Genomic DNA, 20,265 nt, shown 5'->3' on the forward strand with positions numbered 1-20,265 from the left:
ATGGTTAGCGAAGCGATTAAACCGACATTTAAGGAACAACTACAGCGCTTTTTTCAAAGCGCTTTTGGCGTTTCTGAAACACATGCTTTGTACGACAGAAGTATTGTGCTGATTGCTTTAAGTTTGGCAATCGTTGGATTAATTATGGTGGCTTCTGCTTCATTGCCTTATGCGATGCGCGAGTTTGATAACCCGTTGCATTTTGTCATTCGGCATATGATTTACTTAGTTTTAAGTTTTGTCATTGCATTGGCGGTATTGCAATTACCGGTCAGCTGGTGGGAAAAATTTAACCCTTATTTATTATTAGTTGCGCTTGTTTTATTGATTGCTGTACTCATTGTTGGACGCACTGTAAACGGGGCAACACGTTGGTTGGCCATTGGGCCTATTAACATACAGGCGGCAGAGCCGGCTAAATTGTTTTTTTTCGCCTATTTAGCCGGTTATTTAGTGCGGCGTGAAAACGAGATTAAACAAAGTATCAAGGGGTTTATTAAGCCCTTGGTCGTGTTTTTTTTGCTGGCTATGTTGTTGTTGATGCAACCTGATTTGGGCACTGTGGTGGTGATGTTTGCTACGACAGTGGGTTTGTTGTTTTTGGCTGGCTCTAAATTGCTGCAGTTTTTTGCGCTATTTATGACGGGTATTTCAGCTATTGTGATTTTAATCGTGATAGAGCCATATCGGATGCGCCGCATTTTGTCTTTTTTAGACCCGTGGGAAGACCCATTTGGTAAAGGCTATCAGTTAACGCAAAGTTTAATGGCATATGGCCGTGGTGACTGGTTTGGCACAGGGTTAGGTAACAGTATTCAGAAGTTAGATTACTTACCTGAAGCACATACAGATTTTGTGTTTGCAATTTTGGCTGAAGAGTTTGGTTATGTTGGTGTGGCATGTGTCATTGTTTTAGTGTTCAGCTTGGTCAGTAAAACCATCAATGTTGGACACAGAGCAATGTTGGCGGAGCGTCCATTCGCTTCATATTTGGCTTATGGCATTGGTATTTGGATCAGTTTTCAAGCAGCCGTAAATATCGGTGCAAGTGCCGGCATGCTGCCAACCAAAGGATTAACTTTGCCTTTGGTGAGTTACGGCGGAAGTAGTTTGATTGTGATGAGTATTGCGATAGCACTGATTTTACGAATTGATCATGAGCTGAGGTTAATGACGACACAAGCAACGCGAAGCACAAGGGGCAAAAGGAAAGGCAAAGATGAGTAAAAAAATACTGATTATGGCAGGTGGTACCGGTGGCCATATTTTTCCCGGTTTAGCGGTGGCTGAAGAACTGCAGCAACGAGGCTGGCAGGTGATGTGGTTAGGCACACAAGACAGAATGGAAGCGCATATCGTGCCGCAAGCTGGTATTGATATTCGTTTTATCGAAATAAAAGGGGTGCGTAATAAAGGGTTATTGCGCAAATTGCTCACCCCTTTTGTTTTGCTAAAAGCCATTTGTCAGGCAAAAAAAGTGATATCGGAATTTCAACCAGATGTGGTCGTCGGGTTTGGTGGGTATGTTGCTTTGCCGGGAGGGTTGGCAGCACGGTTGAGTGGCAAGCGTTTGGTGATTCATGAACAAAATGCGGTCGCGGGACTGACCAATCGTATTTTGGCGCGATTTGCCAAACTGGTTGTAGTGGCTTTTGAAAATACCCAAAAATTACCACAGGTTACCTATGAAGTATTGGGTAATCCGGTACGTGCTGCAATTGAAAAAAAGGCAATTTATCAAGGGACGAGTGACGAATTGCAAATATTGGTTGTCGGCGGCAGTTTAGGTGCACAGGTGTTAAATACCTGTGTGCCACATGCGATAGCCCAGTTAGCAGATTCACATAAAATTAAAGTCAAACATCAGGCTGGCAAAAATAATCTAGCGGAAGTGAGAGCGGCTTACGGCAATAGTCAGTGTCAAGCCGAGGTTGTGGAGTTTATTCAGGATATGTCTGCAGCTTATCAAAAGGCTGATTTAGTGATTTGCAGAGCGGGGGCATTAACTGTATCTGAAATCGCAGCGTGTGGAATAGCAAGTATTTTTGTGCCTTTACCGCATGCTGTAGATGATCATCAAACGCTTAACGCTAGAGTTTTAGTTGATGAAAATGCAGCAATACTCTTACCGCAAAGTGAGCTACAAGCCGGTAAATTGAAAGACGTGCTGGGCGATTTAATGCAGCACAAAGAGAAAATTAAACAAATGGCACTAGCCTGCAAAAAAGTAGCGCAGCCTAATGCCAGATATGAATTAGCAGAAGCAATAGAGCAAATAACTGTAGGGCAAGCATGAAAATAACCAACAATAGCGAATATAAAATACCAGAAATGCGTCGCGTAAACCTGATTCATATGGTCGGGATTGGTGGTGCAGGTATGTGTGGTATCGCTGAAGTATTGTTGACAGACGGTTACCGGGTATCTGGTTCGGATATGTACGCCAGTGCCAATACTCAGCGTCTACAATCTTTGGGCGCTGAAATTATGATTGGTCACGATGCGGGTAATATTCTTGGCGCTGACGTGGTAGTTATCTCGAGTGCTGTCAGCCAAGAAAACCCTGAAGTTGCGATGGCATTACAGCAAAGAATTCCGGTCATTCGGCGCGCTGAAATGCTAGCAGAAATTATGCGTTATCGTCATGGGATCGCGGTCGCTGGTACGCATGGAAAAACCACCACAACCAGTTTGATCGCCAGCATTTTTGCGCAAGCTGAGTTAGATCCAACCTTTATTATTGGTGGCCGTTTAAACAGCGCAAAAACCAATGCCAGATTAGGAAAAAGTCGATATTTGGTTGCTGAAGCAGATGAAAGTGATGCTTCGTTCTTGCATTTGCAGCCAATGGTTTCGGTTGTGACCAACATAGAAGCTGATCATATGGATACCTATGATGGTGACTTTGAAAAGATGCTGGCGACGTACAAAGAGTTCTTGCACAACTTGCCTTTTTATGGGCTCGCAGTGTTGTGTATAGATGATAAAAATGTCGAAAAAGTCGCCGAGTCACTGGGGCGTAATTACCTGACTTACGGCTTTACAGAAAATGCTGATTTTAGAATTAAAGACTTTACACAAACAGGCAAACAAAGTTGTTTTACCGTCGAGCGTAATATCAAACCTAAATTACCCGATCTGCAAGTTAAGCTTAATCTGCCAGGCTATCACAATGCGCTTAATGCCGCAGCCGCAATCGCCGTAGCGACTGACGAAGGTATTGCAGATGAAGGTATTTTGGCTGCGCTAGACTCTTTTGAAGGGATAGGGCGCAGATTTGAGCAAATGGGGCAATATGCTATTGACGGAGGCGACATTGAATTTATTGATGATTATGGGCATCACCCAACAGAAGTATTAGCAACGATAAAGTCGATTCGAGCAGCCTATCCGGATAGGCGTTTAATAATGGCTTATCAACCGCATCGTTATAGTCGCACGCGCGATCTTTATGATGACTTTGTGCAGGTATTATCACAAGTTGATGTCTTATTGTTATTAGAAGTTTATAGTGCAGGTGAAGCACCAATCGTTGGCGTAGACAGCCGTAATCTGAGTCGCTCAATTCGTCAGCGTGGTGTAATCGACCCGATTTATATTGCAGCGCCCGAACAACTGCCGGCTGAACTGGCCAATGTATTACAAGCAGATGATGTACTTTTAACACAAGGTGCCGGCAACATTGGCGCTATTGCAAAATTATTAAAAGAATTACAGCTGGATAAAGTTCAAATGAAAGACTACACCAGCAAGGCGGCTGCTGGGGAGAACGGGTGATGGAAAAAATTGCAGTTTTATACGGTGGTAATTCAGCAGAGCGCGAAATTTCACTCAAATCGGGTCGGGCGGTCTATCAAGCATTAATTAATAGCCAGCATGACGCGGAGTTAATTGATACACGGGAAACCTCCCCCTTGTTATTAAAACAAATGGGATTTCAAAAAGCTTTTATCGCATTGCATGGTCGGGGCGGTGAAGATGGAGTGATTCAAGGGGTTTTGGAATATTTGGCATTACCTTACACCGGAAGCCGTGTACTGGGTTCAGCCTTGGCGATGGATAAAATCCGTAGTAAACAAGTGTGGTTAAGCTGTGGCCTGCCGACTGCACAGTATGTTAGGGTCACGCCGAATCAGAAAATTGACTATGCGCAGATATTTACGCGGCTCGGTGACATTTTATTTGTAAAACCGGCTCGAGAAGGCAGCAGTATAGGTATGAGCCGAGTAGATAGTCCGGATCAGCTAGAAAGCGCGGTTGCTAATGCATTTGAGTTTGATCAAGATGTGCTCATTGAACAGTTTATTAATGGCCCAGAATATACCGTGAGCATATTGGATGGCCAAGCGTTACCCGTAATCAGCATGCAACCAGAGCGAGTGTTTTATGACTATGAAGCTAAGTATTTATCAAATAGTACTCAGTATCATTGTCCATGCGGGTTGTCTGCAGAAGATGAAAAGCAAGTCCAAGAGTTGGCGCTGCAAGCATACTCCGCATTGGACGCCAGTGGTTGGGGACGGGTGGATTTAATGCGTGCAGAAGATGGTACGTTTTATTTGCTTGAGGCCAATACGATACCGGGCATGACAGAAAAAAGTTTAGTGCCAATGGCCGCGAAAGCTGCCGGCATCAGTTTTGAGCAGTTGGTCAGCAGAATATTGGCTACAGCGAAATAAAATGTGGCAAAAAATACGTTGCTGGTTTGAAAAAGCAGAGTGGCCTTTTTGGATTGGTTTTCTGTTTTTTGTGGTGGTTGTCGTGAGCTGTGTGCAGTTAACATCCAGCGCACAACAATGGTTGCTAGATAGCAGTCAGCTACCAGTCAGATATTTAGAGGTAGAGGGTAACACTCAGTATGTTGAAGATGCTGATGTGCAATTGGCGCTGAATGAGTTAATGCAAAAAAGCTTTTATGCATTGGATGTCAATGAGGCTCAGCAAAAAGTTGAACATTTGGATTGGGTTTATTGGGCAGCGATTCGTAAGGAGTGGCCGGCCACGATAAAAGTAAACTTGGTTGAACAGCGGCCACTGGTATTTTGGAACGGTGACTTTATTTTAAATCACCAAGGGCAGGTTTTTCAGGCGGATACGAGTCGCTTGGTATATTCACTGCCAGCATTATTTGGCCCAGAGGGTGAAGAGTTAAAAGCATTGCAGTTGTTTACAGATTACTCTGAACTACTGTCTTTGTATGGTTTAAAAGCTAAAGAAATGACAATGTCAGAAAGGTATGCAGTACACCTAACGTTAAGTAATGACATTAAATTGAATTTAGGCAGAGAAAACGGAATTGCACGGATAAAAAGATTTTTAGAGTTTTATCCTGCATTGATTGAGCAACATCAAGTAGAATATGTCGATTTGCGTTATGACACTGGTTTTGCAGTGGGAGAACAGATTATGCAATCGGAAACAGCAGGCTAGGTTGGCAAATTAATATGTCAAAAACATTAGAGCGAAATTTAATTGTTGGACTCGACATTGGTACTGCGAAAGTAGTTGCCGTGGTAGGGGAGATACTGCCTGACAACACCGTCAGTGTTGTTGGTGTGGGTACGCATCCCTCAGAGGGCATGGACAAAGGTGGCGTGAACAATATTGAGCTGGTTATACAGTCAATAAAGCGTGCGGTACATGAAGCCGAAATGATGTCTGATTGTCAGATTTCTTCTGTTTATTTGGCCATCTCTGGACGTCATATTAAATGTCAAAATGAAAACGGCATGGTGCCTATTCATGAGACTGAAGTAACGAATGATGATGTGGATAATGTGATTCATACCGCTAAGTCAGTTCCTTTACCAGCCGAACGAATGGTACTGCATGTATTGCCGCAAGAATTCAACGTTGACGTTCAAGAGGGTATAAAAAGCCCTATTGGAATGTCAGGCGTTCGCTTAGAAGCAAAAGTACATTTAATAACATGCGCAAACGATATGGCTAAAAATATCGTTAAGTGTGTAGAGCGCTGCGGATTAAAAGTAGATGCTCTGGTTTCTTCATCTCTGGCGTCTAGCTATGCGGTGTTGACTGATGATGAGAAAGAACTGGGTGTTGGAGTTGTTGATATTGGTGCTGGCACAATGGACTTGGTTGTCTATGCTAACAGCGCTATTCGACATACCTCAGTGATTGCCGTGGCTGGCAATCAGGTAACAAAGGATATCGCGCAAATTTTTAGAACGCCTTTGAGCCACGCAGAGCAGATTAAAGTGAAATATGCCTGTGCACAAAGGCAGATGGTCAGTTTAGAAGATAGTATCGAAGTACCCAGTGTGGGAGGCCGACCAGCTCGATCGATGTCGCGCCACACATTGGCTGAAGTGGTAGAACCTAGATACCAGGAATTGTATGACTTGGTACTAGAGGACATTCGCAAGAGTGGATGGGAAGAACAAATTGCCGCAGGTATCGTGTTAACAGGCGGTACAGGCAAAATGGAAGGCGCAGTAGAATTGGCTGAAGAAGTGTTTCAAATGCCCGTTCGATTGGGCTATCCAGTTAATTTAAAAGGTTTGACTGAATACGTTGACGACCCTGTTTATGCAACAGCTATTGGTTTGTTGCACTATGGCAAAGAAGACTTACAAGAGAAGTACGCAAGTCATGATGCAAATCAAGGCGTGATAAGTTGGTGGCAACGTATTCAAAGTTGGTTTAAGGGTGAGTTTTAATTTTAGCAGGTGTGTTAGGAGAGTAATTTATGTTTGATATTATGAGTGAGCATAACGACGAAGCAATCATTAAAGTGATTGGCGTTGGCGGCGGCGGCGGAAATGCTGTCGAGCATATGGTAAAACATACAATTGAAGGTGTTGATTTTATCACCGCAAATACAGATGCGCAGGCTTTGCGTAATTCTTCTGCGGGTACCACAATTCAATTGGGTCGTGATGTAACTAAAGGTTTAGGTGCAGGTGCAAATCCTGAAATTGGTCGCAAGGCAGCAGAAGAAGACCGTCAGGTTATCGAAGAGGCCATCCGAGGTGCAGATATGGTCTTTATTGCCGCTGGTATGGGCGGTGGTACCGGCACTGGTGCAGCGCCTGTTGTGGCTGAAATTGCAAGGGAAATGGGCATTTTGACGGTTGCAGTTGTTACCAAACCTTTCCCGTTTGAAGGCAAAAAACGCATGGCATATGCTGATCAAGGTATTGAATACCTAGCCAAACATGTGGATTCTTTGATTACCATTCCAAACGACAAACTATTAAAAGTTTTAGGTAAAGGCACTAGCTTATTAGACGCGTTCAAGGCGGCAAATAATGTGTTACAAGGTGCTGTGCAAGGTATTGCAGAATTAATTACGCGTCCTGGATTGATCAATGTGGACTTTGCAGACGTAAAAACAGTTATGTCTGAGATGGGCACTGCAATGATGGGAACAGGGGTTGCTTCAGGTGAAGACAGAGCTGAAGAAGCTGCTGAAGCTGCTATTTCTAGTCCATTATTAGAAGATGTTGATTTAGCAGGAGCGCGCGGTATTTTGGTGAATATTACCGCGGGTATGGATATCAGTATCGAAGAGTTTGAAACTGTAGGTAATGCAGTTAAAGCATTTGCTTCTGAAAACGCTACAGTTGTTGTGGGTGCTGTTATTGATGCTGAAATGACAGAAGAGTTACGTGTTACTGTTGTCGCAACAGGTATTGGTGACACCCGACCTGATATTTCTTTGGTGCCCAACAGCAAAGTGAGTTTGAACGAAAAACCCGTGCAAACTTTCCGCGGTTCAGAATCATCTTCGGGCTCTGCGGCGGTAGCAATGGAAGAACGCACAGCGGCACCGGCGCCGGTGAATGATTCTTCAACAGCGCAAAACTTAGACTATTTGGATATACCGGCGTTCTTACGTAAGCAAGCTGACTAATACATAAGTTATGAGTAGTGATTGGCAATTTTTAACATCAGCAAAAAGTTGTCATTCGTCTGCACTGGTCTAATGTGTTACAATAGCCTGCGTAATTAAGTAAAGAATGTATTTAAAGCAGTTTCTTTTACCTGGAGATTTGTAACAAATTATGGTTAAACAACGTACACTAAAAACAAGTGTCAGTACCATAGGTGTGGGTTTACACCGTGGCGAAAAAGTTAAGTTAACGATGCGCCCTGCACCTGCTAATACAGGGATTGTATTTCGACGCGTTGACTTATCGCCTGCGGTAGATATGCCTATTTCACCAGAAGCGGTGACTGATACGCAAATGTGTACCTGCATGACCAATGCAGACGGTGTCGCGATCTCAACAGTTGAGCATCTGATGTCAGCTTTAGCTGGTTTAGGTATCGACAATGTTATTGTCGAATTAGACGCCAACGAAGTGCCGATAGTTGATGGCAGTGCCAGCCCTTTTATTATGTTAATTGAGGAGGCTGGCATTGAAGAACTCAACGCTGCGAAAAAGTTTATTCGTATTGATCAACCTATTCGTGTAGAAGTGGGAGATAAATGGGCTGAAGTTTTGCCGCACAATGGATTTAAGTTGGATTTTGCAGTTGAATTTCCTCACCCTGCAATTGCTGCTACAAGACAACACGTTGAAATGGATTTTTCAAGCCAGACTTTTATTAATGAAGTCAGCCGTGCAAGAACTTTCGGCTTTATGAAAGACTTTGAGTACTTAAGAGCCAACAACCTAGCTTTAGGCGCTAACTTTGATAATGCCGTCGTGTTAGATGAGTTTCAGGTGCTCAATGCGAATGGGCTCAGGTATGATGATGAATTTGTCATGCATAAGATTTTAGATGCTATTGGTGACTTATATATGGCCGGTTTGCCGATTTTAGGTCATTTTAGATCATTTAAAACCGGACATGCGGTTAACAACATTTTGTTGCGTGAAATTATGCAGCAAAAAGATAAATGGACACTTGTTGATTTTCCAGAAGCAACATCAGCGCCGCTGGAGTTTTTACAGGCGAGCACTGTTTAAGCACCGTCTATTAGGTGCTTAAGTGCTTTTTTGACCTCTTCAGGTAAATCCGGCAATATCGCAGCCAAATCATGCTTGGATTTTTGCGACAGAGTCCTACTCGGTTTAGCGGCTGATTTTGAAGTGGCTAAACTACTTGTAATCGTTGCTCTTGCCACAGGTTGAGTTGGATCAACAATACACTTTAAACTGATAAGCTGAGGTTGCTTTTGCCTGAGTTTACTTAATAACTCACTGCGAATTGCAACAAATTGCATCTGGTAGCTGGCATTTGGCAAGCTTAGCTGGAGCATACCTTTATCAAATTTAACCACTTTAACGACATTTTGTAAGTTTGAAGGTAAGCAAAGCGCTAGCTCCTTTTCTATCTCACTGGTATACTCGGGTTTTATCTGGCTGGAAGTTTGTCTTTCAGGCCATTTTTCTGACAAAATTTGTTGAACATTTTTAGGTCTAGGTCGCATCGCAAAAAATCTTATGTCACTATCATTTCAATATACAAGACATGACAAGGTGTATGAATGGCATCTTAATGTATACCATGCCGCGGCCTTGTTGGTATTGTGCTTTAGTTTGTCACTGGCTGTGGTCTACAGTATAAACCAAATATTTGATAAAGAAGAGCCTACTTTCAATCCAGTTAGCCAATCTAGGGCTGAATTATCAAAGCAAAAAGAAAAACTTCAATCATTACAATCACGCACAGAAACAGAGCTAGCCGCCCTTAAATTAAAACTGGCAGAATTACAAAGCTATGCGTTACGCATGAACGCTTTAGGCGAAAGATTAGCCGAGAATGCCAGTTTGCAAGTCGATGAATTTAATTTTCATGAGCAACCAGCAACCGGCGGGCCGGCAAACCCTGACGAGGGTTTTTTAGAAAAGATTGTTGTTGAACACGACCTTTTGAAGCAAATGTCAGAACTGCTCGATTATTATAACTCACAAGAAGAGCAATTAAGTTTACTTGAATCTGTTATTCTTAATCACCATATAAGCGAACAGGTTTATATTTCTGGCCGGCCGATCGAGTCAGGTTGGTTGTCTTCCTATTATGGCATGAGAAAAGACCCGTTTAACGGTTTACCCGCATTACACAAGGGGATTGATTTTGCCGGAAAAGAAGGTAATGCCGTTATTGCAACCGGAGCAGGGGTTGTGACTTGGGCGGATGAGCGTTATGGTTACGGCCGATTAGTTGAGATTGATCATGGACAAGGACTGAAAACCCGTTATGGACACAATAAAGAGTTACTTGTTTCAGTTGGCGATGTCGTTAGTAAAGGCGAAGAAATTGCCGTTATGGGTTCGACAGGTCGGTCAACTGGACCACATGTACATTATGAGATTTTGAAAAACGGCAAGCAAATTGATCCGTTGAAATACGTCTACCGACGTGCAAAATAACACTAGCATTTTTTCCGAGCAGCACTACCTGGAATAACAGGTCAGGATATATTAATGATTACAAAAATACTGACATCGATATTTGGCAGCAGAAACGACAGAATTATTAAAAAACTAAATAAAGTTGTCGATCGCATCAATACTTTAGAAGCAGAATTTGAAGCTTTAACCGATGAACAAATCCGCGCAAAAACTGACGAGTTTAGAAAACGAATAGAAGAAGGTGAAACTTTAGACAGTTTATTGCCTGAAGCTTTTGCGGTTTGTCGTGAAGCATCAAAACGTATTTTGGGCATGCGTCATTTTGACGTTCAGTTATTAGGCGGCATGGTATTACACCAAGGTAAAATAGCGGAAATGCGTACAGGTGAAGGTAAAACTTTAACCGCTACTTTACCAACCTATTTAAACGCACTGACCGGACCTGTGCATGTGGTAACCGTGAATGATTATCTCGCCCATCGCGATGCGAATTGGAGTAGACCTTTATTTGAATTTTTAGGTTTAACAGTGGGTTGTAATATCCCAGGTTTAGGGCCCGTTGAAAAGCGTGAAGCATACGCAGCCGATATTGTGTATGGTACAAATAACGAGTTCGGTTTTGATTATTTGCGTGACAATATGGCATTTAGCCCAGAAGAGCGGGTGCAAAGTAAATTACATTTTGCGGTAGTCGATGAAGTTGACTCGATCTTAATTGATGAGGCTCGTACGCCCCTTATAATTTCAGGGCCTGCTGAAGATAGTTCTGCATTGTATAGCCAAATTAATCTGATTGTTCCGCAATTAATCAAAGCAGATAAAGAAGACTCAGAAGAAGAAGAGAGTGAAGGTCATTTCACCATTGATGAAAAATCAAAACAGGTACATTTAACTGAGAAAGGCCAGGTTAAAGTTGAGGAAATTTTAATCGAAAACAAAGTGCTAGATGAAGGTGACTCGCTTTATAATGCAGCAAATATTGGTTTGTTAGCACATATAAATGCAGCATTGCGCGCACACAAGCTTTATCATAAAGACGTAGACTACTTGGTTAAAGATGAACAAATAGTCATCGTAGATGAGCATACAGGCCGGACAATGGAAGGCCGCCGTTGGTCAGAAGGTTTGCACCAAGCCATTGAAGCCAAAGAAGGTGTGAAAATTCAAAATGAAAACCAAACGCTCGCTTCAATTACTTTTCAGAACTATTTCCGTTTGTACGAAAAGCTTTCCGGTATGACCGGAACGGCAGATACAGAAGCGTTTGAATTTAACTATATTTATGGCTTAGAAACCCTCATCCTGCCAACAAACCGCCCTATGGTGCGTAAAGACTACCCGGATTTAGTGTATCTGACAGCCGAAGAGAAATACGAAGCCATCGTTGAAGATATTAAAGAGTGCGTCGAAAAAGGTCGACCTGTATTGGTCGGGACGATTTCAATTGAAAACTCTGAGTTGTTATCACGTGTACTGCGCAAAAGCAAAATTAAACATCAGGTTTTAAATGCAAAATATCATGCAAAAGAAGCCGAAATTATTGCATTAGCGGGTCGACAAGGTGCGGTAACTATAGCCACTAATATGGCGGGTCGTGGTACGGATATCGTATTAGGCGGCAACCCGGATATCGAAATCGCACAGCTCAATAGCTCAGACGAAGCGCAGATTAAAAAAATCAGAGATGATTGGCAAGTTCGTCATGACGCGGTTGTTGCCGCAGGTGGTTTGCATATTATTGGTACCGAACGTCATGAATCTCGCCGTATTGACAATCAGCTACGTGGTCGTGCCGGTCGTCAGGGGGATCCCGGGTCATCTCGATTCTACCTTTCCATGGAAGATGCATTGATGCGTATTTTCGCCAGCGATCGTGTATCTGGCTTGATGAAAAAGTTGGGCATGGAGCATGGCGAAGCAATAGAGCACCCGTGGGTAACAAAAGCGATAGAAAATGCACAACGTAAAGTTGAAGCGCGCAACTTCGACATTCGTAAACAATTGCTCGAATATGACGACGTCGCTAATGATCAACGTAAGGTCGTTTATCAGCAACGTAATGAATTAATGAATGAAACTGACATTAGTGAAACCATCAATGCGATCCGTCATGATGTATTAGCATCCGTTGTTGATTCCTATATCCCGCCTCAATCAGTCGAAGAGATGTGGGATATTAGCGGATTAACAGAGCGCCTGAAAAATGATTTTGCGCTTGAGTTGCCAATACAACAGTGGTTGGACGCAGATAACAAGCTAGATGAAGGTAAATTACGCGAGACCATTACTGAGAAGTTTGATGCAGCCTATAAAGAAAAAGAACAGCAGGTTGGTGAAACCGTACTAAGACACTTTGAAAAAGCCATCATGTTACAAAGCTTAGATTCGCATTGGAAAGAGCATTTGGCGGCCATGGATCATTTAAGACAAGGTATTCATTTGCGCGGTTATGCACAGAAAAATCCAAAACAAGAATATAAACGTGAATCTTTCGAGCTGTTTTCTCAGATGTTAGAAACACTTAAAGTTGAAGTTGTCAGTATTTTATCTAAAGTGAAAGTGCGTGAAGAGTCTGATGTGGAAGCGGTAGAAGCTAAACGTCGTCAAGCTGAAACTGCGCCAAAACAATATCAACACCAAAAAGATGAAGCCTTAAGTCGTAAACCCAAAGCGGTTGTTAGAGAAGGTGCTAAAGTTGGTCGAAACGAGCCTTGTCCATGCGGTTCAGGTGAGAAATATAAAAACTGCCACGGTAAGCTAAGCTAATGACACAAAGTGTTCACGTTGCAGTTGCTGTTGTTGTAAAAAACGACACGGTATTGATTGCTAAACGCTCTGATAACCAGCATCAGGGCGGCAAGTGGGAGTTCCCCGGCGGTAAAGTTGAAAATGGAGAGTCAGTTGAAACGGCACTACAACGTGAATTATCTGAGGAATGTGGTATTGAATTGCTCAGCTTTAAACCCTTAATTAAAGTTGAGCATGATTATGGTGACAAAAAAGTCATCCTAGACACCTTTCTGGTTGAGCATCACTCAGGTCTGGCTCGTGGGCTTGAGGGGCAACAAATACAATGGGTTAGTAAATCGAAACTGAAGGATTATACCTTTCCAAAGGCCAATCAGGTGATTCTAGAGACCTTGTTAGCGATCAAATAACGGAACTTGTACTATAGTAAAAATAGACATGAGCGGTTAATAGCGACAATAAAAAGGATCTATCTTGATTCATCAACTTCAGCGCGGGCCCGGTCGAGGTCGAAGTTTTGTCAAAAGAATTTATGTACCCCGAATTTTAGGCTTGGGCTTTGGTGCTTTTCCAGTTGGTTCAGTATTATATGAATTAAACTACACAACACCTGTCTGGCTGTTAATGCTTTTTTGTGCGTTAATTTGGCCGCACATCGCATATATCGTCGGCTTAAGAGCTAAATACCCTTACAATGCTGAATTTCGAAACTTATTGTTTGATGCGGCCATAGTGGGTTTTTGGATTGCGATGATGGGGTTTAACTTGGTACCGAGTCTTCTGTTACTTTCCGCGAATGGGTTGAACAATATATCGGCAGGTGGTGTAAAATTTTATCTTAAAGGGTGGGGCGCGACATTAATCGGTATGTGTCTGGCTTTTTTGATAATAGAACCTTTTATCTATTTAGATTCCAGCCAATTGAGCATTATGATATGTATCCCCTTAGTCCTAATATATCCTTTATTGGTTGGCTTTGTTACTTTCCGCTTGTCGATAAAACTGATGGAAGAACGTCAACATGCGCTTGTGTTAAGTAAAACAGATGCTTTATCACAACTGAACAATCGCGGGCATTGGGAGTCGCTGGTCCTGAAAAAGTTTGATGCAGGCAAAGCGACAAACGAAAAACCCGCGCTATTGATGATTGACATCGACCACTTTAAAAGAATAAACGATACACATGGCCATCTAGCGGGAGATAAAGTTTTAATCTGTTTTGCTCAGGCAATGAAGAATTTTTTTCATGGAACCAATGCAGAACTCGGTCGATATGGCGGTGAAGAATTTGGTGTTTTATTACCAGATACGGATCCGATGAGTGCTAAACAAGTAGCAGAGGCATTTTGTCGATACTTAGCGAAACAAGAATTGTCTATTTGTACTGAACTGGATGTCAAATTAACAGTCAGTATAGGTATTGCGCTGTTAACCCCAAATATGCAAGACTTTTCACAGTGGATTGATATTGCTGATCAAGCTTTGTATAAGGCCAAAGATAATGGCCGCAATCAAGTTTGTTTAGCTAAACAAGACAATCGTCATTTTATTGCAACTGCAGTAAGCTCATAATTGCATTAATGATAAACGAATCATAACAGGGAGATAAAATGTTAACGCAAATAGTCAAACTATTCATTGCCCTCAATTCCGAAAATTCACCGAAACAAATTAGTTATGCCTTTGCTTTAGGGATGCTGATTGGTTTAACCCCTTTGTTTAGCTTACATAATTTAATTGTATTATTAGTGGCTTTCTTGGTTAGAGTGCATCTTGGCTCTTTTTTTGTTTCTTGGACTTTATTTTCATTACTGGGTCTGTTGTTTGAAAGCGCATTTGCACAAGTTGGTGAGTATTTACTCACTGCAACTTCGCTTCATCCAGTTTGGCAGTCACTTTATCAGTTTACTCTATTTAAACTCGCTCATTTACACCATACAGTAACGCTTGGTAGTTTGTTGATTGCTTTACTTTTGTTTGTTCCGCTAACAATCGGCGTGCAATTCTTGGTGGTTAAATATCGGGTTCATGTAATGGCGTTTGTCGTCAAACTGAAAGTAGTACAAATGCTAAAAGGCTCGCGTTTTTACCAGATGTACCAGAAACTACAAGGAGCCTAATATGAAAAAGTATATTCGTTGGCAAGGTATCGCAGGTCTAATCTCGATATTGTTGATATTCTCCGCATTGGTTTATGTTTTTGCTGGCAAACTGATTCAATTGGCAATTGAAAAAGGTGGCAGCTATTATTTAGGTGCTGAAGTGAGCCTAGAATCGGTGCAAGTCGATTGGTCACCGTTTAAAATAGAATTGAATGTACTACAAGCGACAGATCCGCAGCAGCCGATGCAGAATTTACTGGCATTTAAACAAGCCAGTATAGAAATGAACTTGTGGCAATATTTGTTGGGTCGCTATATCTTTGAAGATGCTAGCATTACAGAGTTGGCTTTTAACCAAGCTAGAGCGACTGCTGGTGACGTCTACACAAAAGATCCTTCGAAACCCAGCCTTAAAGATAAAGCGCAAGATAAAGTAAAAGATATTAAAGCGGAAATTCCCGATGTAGAAAGCTTGTTAAAACAATCTGATCTGATTACGGTCAAAAAAGCAGAGAATATGCAACAGGTTGTCGATAATGAACAACAAGCGATAAAACAAATTAAAGAAAACTTGCCGGACCAAGCACGTTTAAAAGAATATGAAAAACGGGTCAAAAAACTAACAGAAACCGAAGTTAAGTCAATAGAAGATGTGGCGAAACTAAAAGCCGAATTGGATGCGCTAAAAGACGATATAAAAGCAGATAAGGCGCAGCTTAAAGCTGCTAAGACTCAGTTAGTTAATAGCAAAGCAGCACTGAGTCAGGCAGCTACTGAGCTTAAAGATGCCCCGCAACAGGATTGGCAGAAGGTTAAAGAAACATATCAATTAGAGACTTTTGAAGCGGAAGACTTAGCGCATATTTTATTTGGTTCACAGGCGCGTGAATATTATCAACAGGCGCAGCGAATTTATCAGTTTGCTAAGCCCTTTTTGCAGGGCGAAAGTGATGGTGAAGGGGCAGCTGAACAAGTTAAAGTGGGGCGTTTTGTACACTTTGATGAGCAAAACCCACTACCAGCTTGGCTGTTGAAACAAGGTGAAATTTCCCTGTTGACTCCGCATGGCAAGGTGCAAATTGTATTGAACGAGATCAATATGCAGCACTGGTTAAGAAAGCAAAGTAGCCAAATAAACTTTCACTCTAGCGCATTTGCCAATGGTCAGTTAGATGGCACAGTAACCTTTTATAAATTTGAAAATGGCGATTTATCCAGTCAAGGTCAGTGGACAATGGAAGATCTTAAATATGATAAAGGGCAAGCTTCAGGCGCGAGATTTGCGCTTGTGCAATCTGGTTTTAATGGTCATGGTGAATTTGAATACAAGGCGGGCCAAATAACAGCACGCAGTGATATTAATTTACAGCAACCGAAATTCTCGACGACCTCATCTTCACGGTGGATGAAACAAGTTATAAATGCTTTAAGTGGCCAACAAACTATCCCAGCCCAAATACGTTTGTCCGGTGATGCGCTAAAACCCAGTATTTCAGTGGATTCGCAGTTAGACGAAATTGTTAAACAAAGTGTGACTGCGCAAGCGGATGCCGAGCTGGATAAATTAAAAAGCAAATTTCAGTCACAATTAAAGCAAAAAGTTTCGCAGAAACTGAATTTATCAGAATCAGAAATGGCTGAAATTGGTAATTTAACTGAATGGGTAGACGATACCGAAGGTACTTTGAATAAACTATTAGAAAGTAAAATCGACTCGTTTAAAGATAAACAAAAAGATAAGCTCAAAGATAAGCTAAATGAAAAATTAGGAGATAAGCTAAACAAACTGTTTGGCTAATAATAGGATGCAAAACATGACAAAGAATCGAATCGCAACAGCCATTCTGTTAACCACCAGTATAATGGTGAGTCCGCTGGCGAATGCTGAGTCTTGGTTTGAAAAAGGCTTGGAAATGCTTACAGGCGGCGCGGACAAACAAAATAGCGCTGATGACAATAATGACAAAGGTGAGTTTTCTAGCGATGATTTATCTACTGCCTTTAAGCAGGCTTTAAAAATAGGTACTGAAAATGTCGTCAATCAATTAGGCCAAGAAGGCGGTTTTAATGCAGATCCTTTAGTGCATATTCCGCTTCCAGAAGAGTTTAATAAAATAAAAAAATACTTAGACAAAGCAGGATTATCCAAATATACAGATGAACTGGAAGTTAAACTCAACCGGGCTGCTGAAGCTGCAACACCGCAAGCCAAAGCTTTGTTTATTGATGCCATCAAGGAGATGAGTTTTAGTGATGTAAAAGCCATCTATACAGGTCCTAATGATTCTGCAACTCAGTATTTTCAAAACAAAATGTCGGCCCCGTTAAAGGCTAAGATGCAGCCGATAGTTAACGCCAGTTTAGAAGATGTTGGTGCTATTCAGTTGTACGACAAGGTCGTTGACAGGTATAAAAAGATTCCATTTGTTCCAGACATCAAAGCAGATTTAACAGAACACGTTATAGATAAGGGCATTCAGGGTATTTTCTTTTACATGGCACAAGAGGAAACTAAGATCCGCGAAAACCCCGAGCAACAAACGACCGAGCTGCTAAAAAAGGTATTTGGACTCAACTAAATATATTGTCAGTATACTGGCTGAATGATTTGGGTTGTTAACTAAAATATCAACCCAAATCACCCAATATACACTGCAACATACTAATAGCCGCTAAGCCAGCTGTTTCGGTGCGCAGTACCCTAGGACCCATTAAAATATCAGTGAAATTAGCCTGCCGCGCTTTTTCAATTTCTTCATCTGACAACCCGCCTTCTGGGCCAATTAATAACTGCACTTGTTGTGTCTTTTTATCTAATCCGCCAATGCCAAACTTGGCTTGTGGATGCAGATTCAAGCGTACACCTGAAAATGAGGTGTTGAGTAATTCTTCTAATTGAATAACGGGGTTAACTTTAGGTACAAAAGCACGGCCACATTGCTCACAGGCGGATTGCACGATCTTTTGCCATTGCTCGGTTTTTTTCTGCATGCGCTCTGCGTTTAACTTAACCCCACAACGTTCACTAATCAGCGGGCTAATTTCATGCACCCCTAATTCAACCGCTTTTTGCAGGGTAAAGTCCATTTTATCACCGCGCGAAATCACCTGAGCTAAATGAATCTTTAACTGTGATTCGTTATTTACTGAATTTTTTTCTTTGATCTTAACTCTAACGCTTTTACGTTCAACTTGAATGATTTCGCATTCATAGTCAAAACCATTACCATTAAATAGCACAATTGGATGACCATTTTGTAAACGTAGTACACGTCCAACATGGTTGGCGGCATCTGAACTTAACTCTAGTTCTGAGTTAACAATGAGTTCTTCGGGCTGAAAAATTCGGGTTAAACGCATGATACAAATTACCTTGGTGGATCAATATGATTACTGATACTGGCGTTGAGTCTAAACCAGCCAGCGATACTGTAGCGGCTTTTGGTCGCGGGTAAAACCTCATGCGGAAATTCTTCACTTAAAAAAATGACCAAAGTACCGGCACTAGGAATAACCCGAGTTAACTCGATGTGCGGGTGCTGAGGATCATAAATAACGAGCTCGCCACCGTCTTCTGCTTGCCAGTTTGGGTTGAGGTAATAAACCGTTGATAAAATACGATTGGCTTGGCCTTTAAACGCATCTACATGGGTTTTATAGAATGCCCCCGGTTGATATTGCGCAAAGTGAGATTCATAGCTAAATAAACCTAAATATAATTGACGATTAAGGCTTAACCTTAATTCGTCCATTTGGTTTAGCCATGCAGTTTCGGCTGCTGAATTGTGCTGAATCCATTTTATTTTGTCGCGACGCACAAAATGATTGATATTTTCATCCTGTTCACGACCGATAGCTGCTTGTTTTAATTGGCTTTCTTCTAACTGCAGCACATGCGCAATGAGCTGGTTTTCCAGCTCATGGTTAAAAGCGTGCTCAATAATCGCAAAGCCTTTGTTTTGTAAGGCTTGCGATATGGCTAGAAAGTTTAGATTATCAGAATCTGGTAGCGCTGATTCAAACATGCGTGAACTCAAATAAATAGATGACACGCTATTTTATATCAAGATTCCAGATTGCCAAGATAAATACAGGTTAATTAGATACCACCACGAATATGCTGTCTAACTTGTTGTAGATAAAAATCATTAAGCTGACTGTGCAATGCTGCAGGTAAAGCAGGCAGCTGACTGCATTTTGCATTATTGTCGACTTGTTGAGCCTTGCTGGCGCCTGCAATGATGGTACTGACTTGTGGTTGATCTAAAATCCAGCGCATCGCCAGTTGCAATAGATTGATATTGGCCGGTAATAAATTTTTTAACGCATCTGCTAATTCAACACCTTTAGCAAATGGCATACCGTTAAAAGTTTCACCCACATGGAAGGCTGCACCGTCGCGGTTGTAGTTACGGTGATCACTTGCTGAGAATTGACGATCTTTGCGCATTGCGCCAGACAATAAACCACTGGCTAACGGTAAGCGTACAATAATACCAACATTTTTTTCTGCGGCTTTGGGTAAAATATGCTGAATGGCATCTTGTCGGAAAACATTAAAGATTATTTGCAAGCTGGTGACTTGACTGTTTTGTAAACAAAATTGTGCCTCATCTAGCATTTCAACACTGGCACCATAATGTTTTATCAAGCCTTTTTTTTGCAAGTTTTCCAGCCAATGAAAAATCTCGCCATCCAATAAAACTTCGCTTGGAATACAATGTAACTGCACCAGATCCAGAGCTTCAATGCCTAAACGCTTAATTGAACCCTCGATATTTTTACGTACCTTTTGTTCACTATACCCATCGGGAAACAATGCACCGTCTCGACCCACTTTTGTGGCAATGTAAGGTTTGTTGGTTTGGGTTTTTAACCAGTTTCCGATGCGAGTCTCACTAAGCCCTGCACCATACACATCTGCTGTGTCTAAAAAATTAATGCCATTTTCAACGGCTGTGTCTAATATTTTAAAAGCTTCACTGTCGCTAATATCACCAAAATCATTGCCCAACTGCCAGCAGCCTAAACCAATTTCTGATACTTCTAAATCACTAGAACCTAGTTTTCGTGTGTGCATTTTACTC

19 protein-coding genes are annotated in these 20,265 nt (G+C 41.8%); 15 read left to right on the forward strand and 4 right to left on the reverse strand.

From position 1 onward, the window contains the following. From ftsW to lpxC, 8 genes are all read left to right on the forward strand, one after another. Positions 1–1,227, forward strand: coding sequence for a cell division protein FtsW (gene ftsW, locus FNT16_RS08355; protein ID WP_143871163.1), 1,227 nt, complete (start codon positions 1–3; stop codon positions 1,225–1,227). Then, complete coding sequence (gene murG / locus FNT16_RS08360) at positions 1,220–2,296, forward strand: undecaprenyldiphospho-muramoylpentapeptide beta-N-acetylglucosaminyltransferase (protein WP_143871164.1); 1,077 nt, start codon at positions 1,220–1,222, stop codon at positions 2,294–2,296. Before ftsW ends, murG begins: the two co-directional genes overlap by 8 nt. Next, a complete protein-coding gene (gene murC, locus FNT16_RS08365) occupies positions 2,293–3,777 on the forward strand; it encodes a UDP-N-acetylmuramate--L-alanine ligase (protein ID WP_143871165.1) in 1,485 nt (494 codons plus the stop codon). The genes murG and murC overlap by 4 nt, the downstream gene beginning before the upstream one ends. After that, positions 3,777–4,679, forward strand: coding sequence for a D-alanine--D-alanine ligase (locus FNT16_RS08370; protein ID WP_143871166.1), 903 nt, complete (start codon positions 3,777–3,779; stop codon positions 4,677–4,679). The genes murC and FNT16_RS08370 overlap by 1 nt, the downstream gene beginning before the upstream one ends. Position 4,680: 1 nt before the next feature. After that, positions 4,681–5,430, forward strand: coding sequence for a cell division protein FtsQ/DivIB (locus FNT16_RS08375; protein WP_143871167.1), 750 nt, complete (start codon positions 4,681–4,683; stop codon positions 5,428–5,430). A gap of 14 nt (positions 5,431–5,444) precedes the next feature. Then, positions 5,445–6,680: a cell division protein FtsA gene (gene ftsA / locus FNT16_RS08380; RefSeq protein ID WP_143871168.1), complete on the forward strand. Its 1,236-nt coding sequence runs from the start codon at positions 5,445–5,447 to the stop codon at positions 6,678–6,680. A 29-nt stretch (positions 6,681–6,709) separates the two neighbouring features. After that, positions 6,710–7,876 (forward strand): cell division protein FtsZ, encoded by a 1,167-nt coding sequence (gene ftsZ / locus FNT16_RS08385; RefSeq protein WP_143871169.1) that lies wholly within the window; start codon positions 6,710–6,712, stop codon positions 7,874–7,876. A gap of 151 nt (positions 7,877–8,027) precedes the next feature. Further along, positions 8,028–8,939: a UDP-3-O-acyl-N-acetylglucosamine deacetylase gene (gene lpxC / locus FNT16_RS08390; protein ID WP_143871170.1), complete on the forward strand. Its 912-nt coding sequence runs from the start codon at positions 8,028–8,030 to the stop codon at positions 8,937–8,939. Here lpxC and FNT16_RS08395 read toward each other — a convergent pair. Next, positions 8,936–9,403, reverse strand: coding sequence for a hypothetical protein (locus FNT16_RS08395; protein WP_143871171.1), 468 nt, complete (start codon positions 9,401–9,403; stop codon positions 8,936–8,938). The genes lpxC and FNT16_RS08395 overlap by 4 nt on opposite strands. Before the next feature lie 13 nt (positions 9,404–9,416). On the opposite strand from FNT16_RS08395, the gene FNT16_RS08400 reads away from it, so the two are divergent. The 7 genes from FNT16_RS08400 to FNT16_RS08430 all read left to right on the forward strand — a co-directional run bounded on the left by FNT16_RS08400 (position 9,417) and on the right by FNT16_RS08430 (position 17,757). Beyond that, complete coding sequence (locus FNT16_RS08400) at positions 9,417–10,346, forward strand: M23 family metallopeptidase (RefSeq protein WP_143871172.1); 930 nt, start codon at positions 9,417–9,419, stop codon at positions 10,344–10,346. Between the two features lie 54 nt (positions 10,347–10,400). Next, entirely contained in the window at positions 10,401–13,094 is a 2,694-nt protein-coding gene (secA, locus tag FNT16_RS08405) for a preprotein translocase subunit SecA (protein ID WP_143871173.1), read from the forward strand. Then, positions 13,094–13,486 (forward strand): 8-oxo-dGTP diphosphatase MutT, encoded by a 393-nt coding sequence (gene mutT, locus FNT16_RS08410; RefSeq protein WP_143871174.1) that lies wholly within the window; start codon positions 13,094–13,096, stop codon positions 13,484–13,486. The genes secA and mutT overlap by 1 nt, the downstream gene beginning before the upstream one ends. A gap of 64 nt (positions 13,487–13,550) precedes the next feature. Continuing rightward, positions 13,551–14,648 (forward strand): diguanylate cyclase, encoded by a 1,098-nt coding sequence (locus FNT16_RS08415; protein ID WP_143871175.1) that lies wholly within the window; start codon positions 13,551–13,553, stop codon positions 14,646–14,648. 38 nt (positions 14,649–14,686) lie between these two features. Beyond that, entirely contained in the window at positions 14,687–15,196 is a 510-nt protein-coding gene (locus FNT16_RS08420; protein ID WP_143871176.1) for a TIGR03546 family protein, read from the forward strand. A 1-nt stretch (position 15,197) separates the two neighbouring features. Next, a complete protein-coding gene (locus tag FNT16_RS08425; RefSeq protein ID WP_143871177.1) occupies positions 15,198–16,976 on the forward strand; it encodes a TIGR03545 family protein in 1,779 nt (592 codons plus the stop codon). A 16-nt stretch (positions 16,977–16,992) separates the two neighbouring features. Continuing rightward, positions 16,993–17,757: a DUF4197 domain-containing protein gene (locus FNT16_RS08430; protein ID WP_143871178.1), complete on the forward strand. Its 765-nt coding sequence runs from the start codon at positions 16,993–16,995 to the stop codon at positions 17,755–17,757. A gap of 49 nt (positions 17,758–17,806) precedes the next feature. Here FNT16_RS08430 and rsmE read toward each other — a convergent pair whose 3' ends face one another. The 3 genes from rsmE to FNT16_RS08445 all read right to left on the reverse strand — a co-directional run bounded on the left by rsmE (position 17,807) and on the right by FNT16_RS08445 (position 20,258). Continuing rightward, on the reverse strand, positions 17,807–18,538 hold the full coding sequence (gene rsmE, locus FNT16_RS08435) for a 16S rRNA (uracil(1498)-N(3))-methyltransferase (protein WP_143871179.1): 732 nt from the start codon (positions 18,536–18,538) through the stop codon (positions 17,807–17,809). 8 nt (positions 18,539–18,546) lie between these two features. Beyond that, positions 18,547–19,203 carry a 2OG-Fe(II) oxygenase gene (locus tag FNT16_RS08440; protein WP_143871180.1) on the reverse strand — a complete coding sequence of 219 codons (657 nt, stop codon included), beginning with the start codon at positions 19,201–19,203 and terminating at the stop codon, positions 18,547–18,549. Positions 19,204–19,277: 74 nt separating this feature from the next. Further along, entirely contained in the window at positions 19,278–20,258 is a 981-nt protein-coding gene (locus FNT16_RS08445) for an aldo/keto reductase (protein WP_143871181.1), read from the reverse strand. Between the last annotated feature and the right edge of the window lie 7 nt (positions 20,259–20,265).

This window comes from Catenovulum sediminis, assembly GCF_007289895.1.
Taxonomy (GTDB): domain Bacteria; phylum Pseudomonadota; class Gammaproteobacteria; order Enterobacterales; family Alteromonadaceae; genus Catenovulum; species Catenovulum sediminis.